At 66.7% G+C, this 7007-nt stretch carries 6 protein-coding genes; 4 read left to right on the top strand and 2 right to left on the bottom strand.

Annotated elements, in window-relative coordinates:
• The first annotated feature begins 1 nt into the window (after position 1).
• The 3 genes from AC2VOU_RS19635 (at position 2) to car (ending at position 5361) form a co-directional block, all read left to right on the top strand.
• Entirely contained in the window at positions 2-214 is a 213-nt protein-coding gene (locus AC2VOU_RS19635) for a hypothetical protein (RefSeq protein ID WP_486958866.1), read from the top strand.
• A gap of 154 nt (positions 215-368) precedes the next feature.
• Positions 369-1709, top strand: coding sequence for a 4-aminobutyrate--2-oxoglutarate transaminase (gene gabT, locus AC2VOU_RS19630; protein WP_486958865.1), 1341 nt, complete (start codon positions 369-371; stop codon positions 1707-1709).
• A gap of 160 nt (positions 1710-1869) precedes the next feature.
• The gene (car, locus tag AC2VOU_RS19625) at positions 1870-5361 is read left to right on the top strand and encodes a carboxylic acid reductase (RefSeq protein WP_486958864.1); all 3492 of its coding nucleotides are present in this window, start codon (positions 1870-1872) and stop codon (positions 5359-5361) included.
• 18 nt (positions 5362-5379) lie between these two features.
• On the opposite strand, the gene AC2VOU_RS19620 is transcribed toward car, so the two are convergent.
• Positions 5380-5865 (bottom strand): M20/M25/M40 family metallo-hydrolase, encoded by a 486-nt coding sequence (locus tag AC2VOU_RS19620; RefSeq protein ID WP_486958863.1) that lies wholly within the window; start codon positions 5863-5865, stop codon positions 5380-5382.
• 34 nt (positions 5866-5899) lie between these two features.
• Between AC2VOU_RS19620 and AC2VOU_RS19615 the strand changes: the two genes are divergently transcribed.
• Positions 5900-6241, top strand: coding sequence for a hypothetical protein (locus tag AC2VOU_RS19615; protein ID WP_486958862.1), 342 nt, complete (start codon positions 5900-5902; stop codon positions 6239-6241).
• Positions 6242-6317: 76 nt separating this feature from the next.
• On the opposite strand, the gene ruvB is transcribed toward AC2VOU_RS19615, so the two are convergent.
• A partial coding sequence (ruvB, locus tag AC2VOU_RS19610) for a Holliday junction branch migration DNA helicase RuvB (protein ID WP_486958861.1) occupies positions 6318-7007 on the bottom strand: 690 nt, incomplete at its 5' end.

The raw sequence follows: 7007 nt of genomic DNA, 5'->3' as shown, positions 1-7007 counted from the left end.
CATGGTGCTCGCGGGGGCTGCAGTCGCATTCGCGACGCCGGCCACGAGCTGGGCTGACCCGCCCGCGAACTGCGATCCCGGCCAATATTGGGACTCGTACAGCAACATCTGCCGCCCGCTCGGCCAGGGCCCGGCACTCAACTGCCCCCCGGGGCAATGGTGGGATCCCAATGGCAATGTCTGCCGAGAGCTGGGGCATACCGCTGCCGGCTGATTTCGGCGTGGCGGACCCGACGCCGACTGTGCAGCGTGCGTAGCGATCCACCGGGCTTCTGCCTACGTCCGTGACACAGTCGGCGGGCGCCGACAGTGCGCCCTGCCCATGTTGAGCCTCGCGGGCCGGGTCGTCGGCGGGCTACGCTTTCGACGTGACCGCTATCGAACAAAGCCGCCACCTGTCCACCGAAATCCCTGGCCCGGCATCGCTGGAGCTGACTAGACGTCGCGCTGCGGCGGTGTCGGCCGGGGTGGGCACGACCATGCCGGTGTTCGCCGCTCGGGCGGCGGGGGGCATCGTCGAAGACGTCGACGGCAACCGACTGATCGACCTCGGATCGGGCATCGCGGTCACCACCGTCGGCAGCTCCGCGCCGCGAGTGGTCCAGGCGGTGTCCGCGCAGGCCGCGGATTTCACCCACACCTGCTTCATGGTGACGCCGTACGAGGAGTACGTGGCCGTCGCCGAACAACTGAATCGGCTGGCCCCCGGTCCGGGCGCAAAACGTTCGGTGCTGTTCAACTCCGGCTCGGAGGCGGTGGAAAACGCCGTCAAGATCGCCCGCTCGTACACCAAAAAGTCCGCCGTGGTGGCTTTCGACCACGCGTACCACGGCCGCACCAACATGACGATGGCGCTGACCGCGAAGTCCATGCCGTACAAAAGCGGGTTCGGCCCGTTCGCGCCGGAGATCTACCGGGCGCCGATGTCCTATCCCTACCGCGACGGGCTGATCGACAAGGACATGGCCACCGACGGCGGACTCGCCGCCCGTCGCGCCATCGACATCATTGCCAAGCAGGTCGGCGCGGACAATCTGGCCGCGATCATCGTCGAGCCCATCCAGGGCGAAGGCGGTTTCATCGTCCCCGCCGAGGGATTCCTGCCGGCACTGCTGCGCTGGTGCCGGGACAACAACGTGGTGTTCATCGCCGACGAGGTGCAGAGCGGGATCGCCCGGACCGGGGCCATGTTCGCCTGCGAACACGAAGGCGTCCAACCCGACCTGGTCTGTATAGCCAAGGGCATCGCCGACGGCCTGCCGCTGTCTGCGGTGACCGGTCGCGCCGAGATCATGGACGCGCCGCACACCAGCGGCCTGGGTGGCACCTACGGCGGCAACCCGTTGGCCTGCGCGGCCGCGCTGGCCACCCTCGACACCATCGAAGCCGACGGGCTCATCGAACGAGCTCGCCAGATCGAGCGGCTGATGAAAGACCGTCTGCACGCGCTGCAGGCCGCCGATGATCGCATCGGCGACGTCCGAGGTCGTGGCGCCATGATTGCCGTCGAGTTCGTCAACCCCGACAACGCCGAGCCCGACGCCACGCTGACCAACGCACTAGCCACCGCAGCCCATGCGGCGGGCGTCATCGTGCTGACGGCGGGCACCTTCGGCAATGTCGTCCGATTTTTGCCTCCGCTGGCGATCAGCGACGAGTTACTCAGTGAGGGCCTTGACGTATTGGCCGGTCTGCTCGCCGGGCTCTAAGTGGCTTTGGCCCGCAGCGCAGCGCATGTCCGGCCATCAATCACACAGCGGCGCCAGAGCCCGGTCGCCCGGAATATAGTTACCTTTGCTAACGTAGTACTCATTAGGTGCAACGCCGCACCGATATGATTCCCAAATTCGCAAGTTGTGAGGTTCTGCTATGTCGGTCGAGACCCAGGAAGACCAACAACGTCGCGCGGCGGAGTTCGCCGCCAACGACCCCGAGTTCGCTGCAGCGCGACCTGATCCGCGGGTGGCCGCAACCATCGAGGCGGCCGGGACCCAACTGACTGCAGTGACCACGGCCGTACTGGAGGGCTACTCTGATCGGGCGGCGCTGGCCCAGCGCGCATTTGAGCTGGTCGAAGACCCCCAAACCGGGCGGACCACCGCCACACTGCTCCCCTGGTTCTCCCCCCTCACCTATGGCGAGCTGGCCGAACGGATCGACCACCTGTCCCGCGCGCTGACCGACGGCATGATCATCCGGGGTGACCGTGTCTGCGTGCTCGGATTCACCAGCGTCGACTACACCACCGTCGACATCACCCTGGGCCGCGTCGGCGCCATCTCGGTTCCCCTGCAGACCAGCGCAGCGATCACACAACTGCAGCCGATCGTGATGGAGACCGAGCCCACCCTGTTCGCGGCCAGCGTCGACTATCTCGCCGACGCCGTCGACGTGATCTTGGCCGCCGCCCACGCCGGCCACACCACACGACGACTGGTCGTTTTCGACTACCGCCACGACATCGACGACAACCGCGAGGCCCTGCAAACCGCCCACGAGCGGCTCGCCGACCTCGGCCTGACCGTCGAAGTCCTCGACGACGTACGTGAGCGCGGCGCGAATCTACCTGTGGCGCAGGCCATCGCAGATGGCGACGAAGACCCGCTGGCCGTGCTGATCTACACCTCGGGCAGCACCGGAGCCCCCAAGGGCGCGATGTACCCGCAAAGCAACGCCGCCAAGATGTGGAACCGCTCGACCAAGAACTGGTTCGGGCCCAGCGCCGCGTCGATCACCCTCAATTTCATGCCGATGAGCCACGTGATGGGCCGCGGCACCCTCTACGGCACCCTCGGCAACGGCGGCACCGCCTACTTCGCCGCCAAGAGCGACCTGTCCACGCTGCTCGAGGATCTGCGTTTGGTACGTCCCACCGAGATGAACTTCGTGCCACGCATCTGGGAGATGCTCTACAGCGAATACCAGAGCGAAGTCGGCCGGCGGACCGCCGCAGGAGTAAAGCAGGACACCGCGCAAGCGCAGGTGCTGACCGAGCTGCGCGACGAGCTGCTCGGCGGGCGCTTCATCTTCGCCATGACCGGCTCGGCGCCTATCTCGCCTGAACTGCGGAGATGGGTCGAATCGCTACTCGGGATCCATCTGGTGGACGGCTACGGCTCCACCGAGGCCGGAATGGTATTGCTCGACGGTGAGGTCCAGCGTCCACCGGTGCAGGACTACAAGCTGGTCGACGTCCCCGAACTCGGCTACTTCGCCACCGACCGGCCCTATCCACGGGGCGAACTGCTGCTCAAAACACCCAACATGTTCCCCGGCTACTACAAGCGGGCCGAAACCAGCGCGGGCGTGTTCGACGAGGACGGCTACTACCGCACCGGTGACGTCTTCGCCGAGACCTCCCCGGACCACCTGGTCTACGTGGACCGCCGCAACAACGTGCTGAAACTGGCGCAGGGTGAGTTCGTCACGCTGGCCAAGCTGGAAGCCGAGTTTGGCAACAGCCCGCTGATCCGCCAGATCTATGTCTACGGAAACAGCGCGCAGCCTTACCTTTTGGCGGTCGTGGTGCCGAGCGACGAGACCGCGTCGAAGTCGGAAATCGCCGAGTCGTTGCAGACCGTCGCCCGCCAGGCGAGCCTGCAGTCCTATGAGGTGCCGCGCGACTTCATCATCGAGACCACGCCGTTCAGCCTGGAGAACGGTCTGCTGACCGGTATCCGCAAGCTGGCGTGGCCCAAGCTCAAGCAGCACTACGGCGAGCGCCTCGAACAGCTGTATGCCGACTTGGCCGAAGGCCAGGCCAACGAACTCTCCGAGCTGCGTCGCAGCGGCGCCCACGCCCCGGTGCTGCAGACCGTCAGCCGTGCGGCGGCGGCGATGCTCGGCGCCGCCAAATCTGATCTGACGGTCGACGCGCATTTCACCGACTTGGGCGGTGACTCGTTGTCGGCGCTGACATTCGGCAACCTGCTGCGCGAAATCTTCGATGTGGACGTACCGGTCGGCGTGATCGTCAGCCCGGCCAACGATTTGCAGGCCATCGCCACCTACATCGAGGGTGAACGACGCGGCAGCAAGCGGCCGAGCTTCGCATCGGTGCATGGCCGGGACGCGACCGAGGTGCCTGCCTCCGACCTGACGTTGGACAAGTTCGTCGACGAGGCCACCCTGGCTGCGGCTCCCAACCTGCCAAAGGCTGACCGCGAGGTTCGGACCGTGCTGTTGACCGGCGCGACCGGATTCCTGGGCCGCTATCTGGCGCTGGAATGGCTGGAGCGGATGGACCTCGTCGACGGCAAGGTCATTGCCTTGGTCAGGGCCAAGAGCGACGCGGAGGCACGTGCGCGGCTGGACTCGACGTTCGACAGCGGCGACCCGACGCTACTGGCGCATTACCGGACGTTGGCCGCCGACCACCTCGAGGTCATCGCCGGCGACAAGGGCGAGGCCAACCTCGGCCTGGCCGACGCGACCTGGCAGCGGCTGGCGGACACCGTCGATCTGATTGTCGACCCGGCCGCCCTGGTCAACCACGTGCTGCCCTACAGCGAGTTGTTCGGTCCCAACGCGGTGGGCACTGCCGAGCTGCTGCGGATCGCGCTGACGGCGAAGCTGAAGCCCTTCGCTTATGTGTCGACGATCGGTGTGGGTGATCAGATTGCGCCCGGCAGCTTCGTCGAAGACGCCGACATCCGGGTCGTGAGCGCCACCCGGGCGGTCAACGACGGCTACGCCAACGGCTACGGCAACAGCAAGTGGGCCGGCGAGGTCCTGCTACGTGAAGCCCACGACCTGTGCGGCCTGCCGGTCGCGGTGTTCCGCTGCGACATGATCCTGGCCGACACGACCTACGCGGGCCAGCTGAACCTGCCGGACATGTTCACCCGGCAGATGCTCAGCGTGGTCGCCACCGGGATCGCGCCGGCATCGTTCTACGAGCTCGACGCCGACGGCAACCGCCAACGCGCCCACTACGACGGGCTGCCAGTGGAATTCATCGCCGAAGCGATCTCGACTCTGGGCGCACAGGTGGTGGACGGATTCCAGACCTACCACGTGATGAACCCCTACGACGACGGCATCGGCTTCGACGAGTACGTCGACTGGCTGATCGACGCCGGCTACTCGATCCAGCGGATCGGCGACTACAGCGCCTGGCTGCAGCGATTCGAGATGACGCTGCGGACTCTGCCCGAGCGGCAACGCCAGTACTCGTTGTTGCCGCTGCTGCACAACTACCGGCAGCCGCAAACGCCGATCAACGGGTCGATGGCTCCGACCGACCGGTTCCGCGCCGCGGTGCAAGAAGCGAAAATCGGCCCGGACAAAGACATTCCGCATGTCACGCAGCCGGTGATCGTCAAATATGTCACCGATCTGCAACTGCTCGGACTGCTCTAAAGCGGTCGGGTCTGACGATCACGCCGTGCTCAGCAACTCCAGAATCGCGTAGCTGGCGATCTTCGCGCCCAGTGGGATAGCGGCCACGTCGACGACATAGAGCATCGCGGTCTCCTGCGGGGCGATGATCCGGCTGATGATCGTCTGGAACTCCACCACGGCCAGCGCCGCCATCAGCACCGGGTCCTTGGCCAGTTGCGGCATCGAGCCGTGCCCACCAACCCCGTAGAACACAATGTCGATCTGGTCGGTGCCCGACATCATCGGGCCACCGCAGGACGCCACCAAGCCAACCGGAGCCGGCGCGGTGTGCATGCCGATCAGGAAATCCGGTTTCGGCACGACTTTGTACAACCCGTCGTCGACCATGGCTTGAGCGCCGGCGATCAGTTCCTCGGCGGGCCGGCCGATGAGAACCGCGGTGCCCGACCACGTGTCGGTGGTCTGGGCCAGCACCCTTGCCATCCCCAGCATCCAGGTGACGTGCGCATCGTGACCGCACACGTGGGCGACCGGCGTCTGGGTACCGTCGTCGCGGGTGAGCCGTACGCACCGTGCTCGCGTAGTCCAAGCCGGCGGCTTCCTCGACGGGGGGTGCGTCCATGTCAGCGCGGTACATGACGGTCGGGCCGGCGCCGTTGGCCAGTACCGCCGCCACACCGGTGCCGCCGATCCCGATTGTCACCGCGAAACCCAAGTCGTTCAACGCCTGCGCGACAGTGCCCGCGGTGCGAGTCTCGGCGAAACCCAGCTCGGGATGGCGGTGAATGTCCTTGAACAGCGCGGTCAGACGCGCCGTGTCGGCCGCGACGAGAGCGTCGACCCGCTCTGCGATTTCCCGCTGCACGGGTTGTCTCCTTCACCTCGACTGGGCGTGTGACGGCACAGCGGTTGCCACGAATCAGCCTAATTCCCACGGCCGCGACCCGGCGCTCCGGCTTCCCGAGCTCGTCCGCCTACTCGAACAGTCCCGGCTGCCCCAAGCCGGTGGCTTGTGGGGGTGGCGTCAGCCCCAGGTGCGTCCACGCCTGCGGGGTTGCCACCCTGCCGCGCGGAGTGCGGGCGATCATGCCCGCCCGCACCAGGAACGGCTCGCACACTTCCTCGACGGTGGTGGCCTCTTCGCCGACCGCGACCGCCAGCGTCGACACCCCGACCGGGCCGCCGCCAAAGCTGCGGGTCAACGCCGACAACACAGCGCGGTCCAGCCGGTCGAGGCCGAGTTCGTCGACGTCGTAGACCGCTAGGGCAGACTTGGCCACGTCGCGGGTGATCACCCCGTCGGCGCGCACCTCGGCGAAGTCGCGGACGCGGCGCAGCAGCCGGTTGGCGATGCGCGGGGTGCCCCGCGAACGGCGGGCGATCTCCGCACCGGCGTCGGCGCCCAGTTCGATACCCAGAATGCCCGCCGATCGGGACAGCACTCGCTCCAATTCGGCCGGCTCGTAGAAGTCCATGTGCGCGGTGAACCCGAATCGATCGCGCAGCGGGCCGGTCAGCGCACCGGAGCGGGTGGTCGCACCGACCAAAGTGAACGGCGCCACTTCCAGCGGAATCGATGCTGCCCCAGGGCCTTTGCCGACCACCACGTCGACCCGAAAGTCCTCCATCGCCAGATACAGCATCTCCTCGGCCGGCCGGGCGAT

It is taken from the genome of Mycobacterium sp. TH-M25 (genome assembly GCF_057473665.1).
This window is presented reverse-complemented; position numbering and strand designations above follow the sequence as displayed.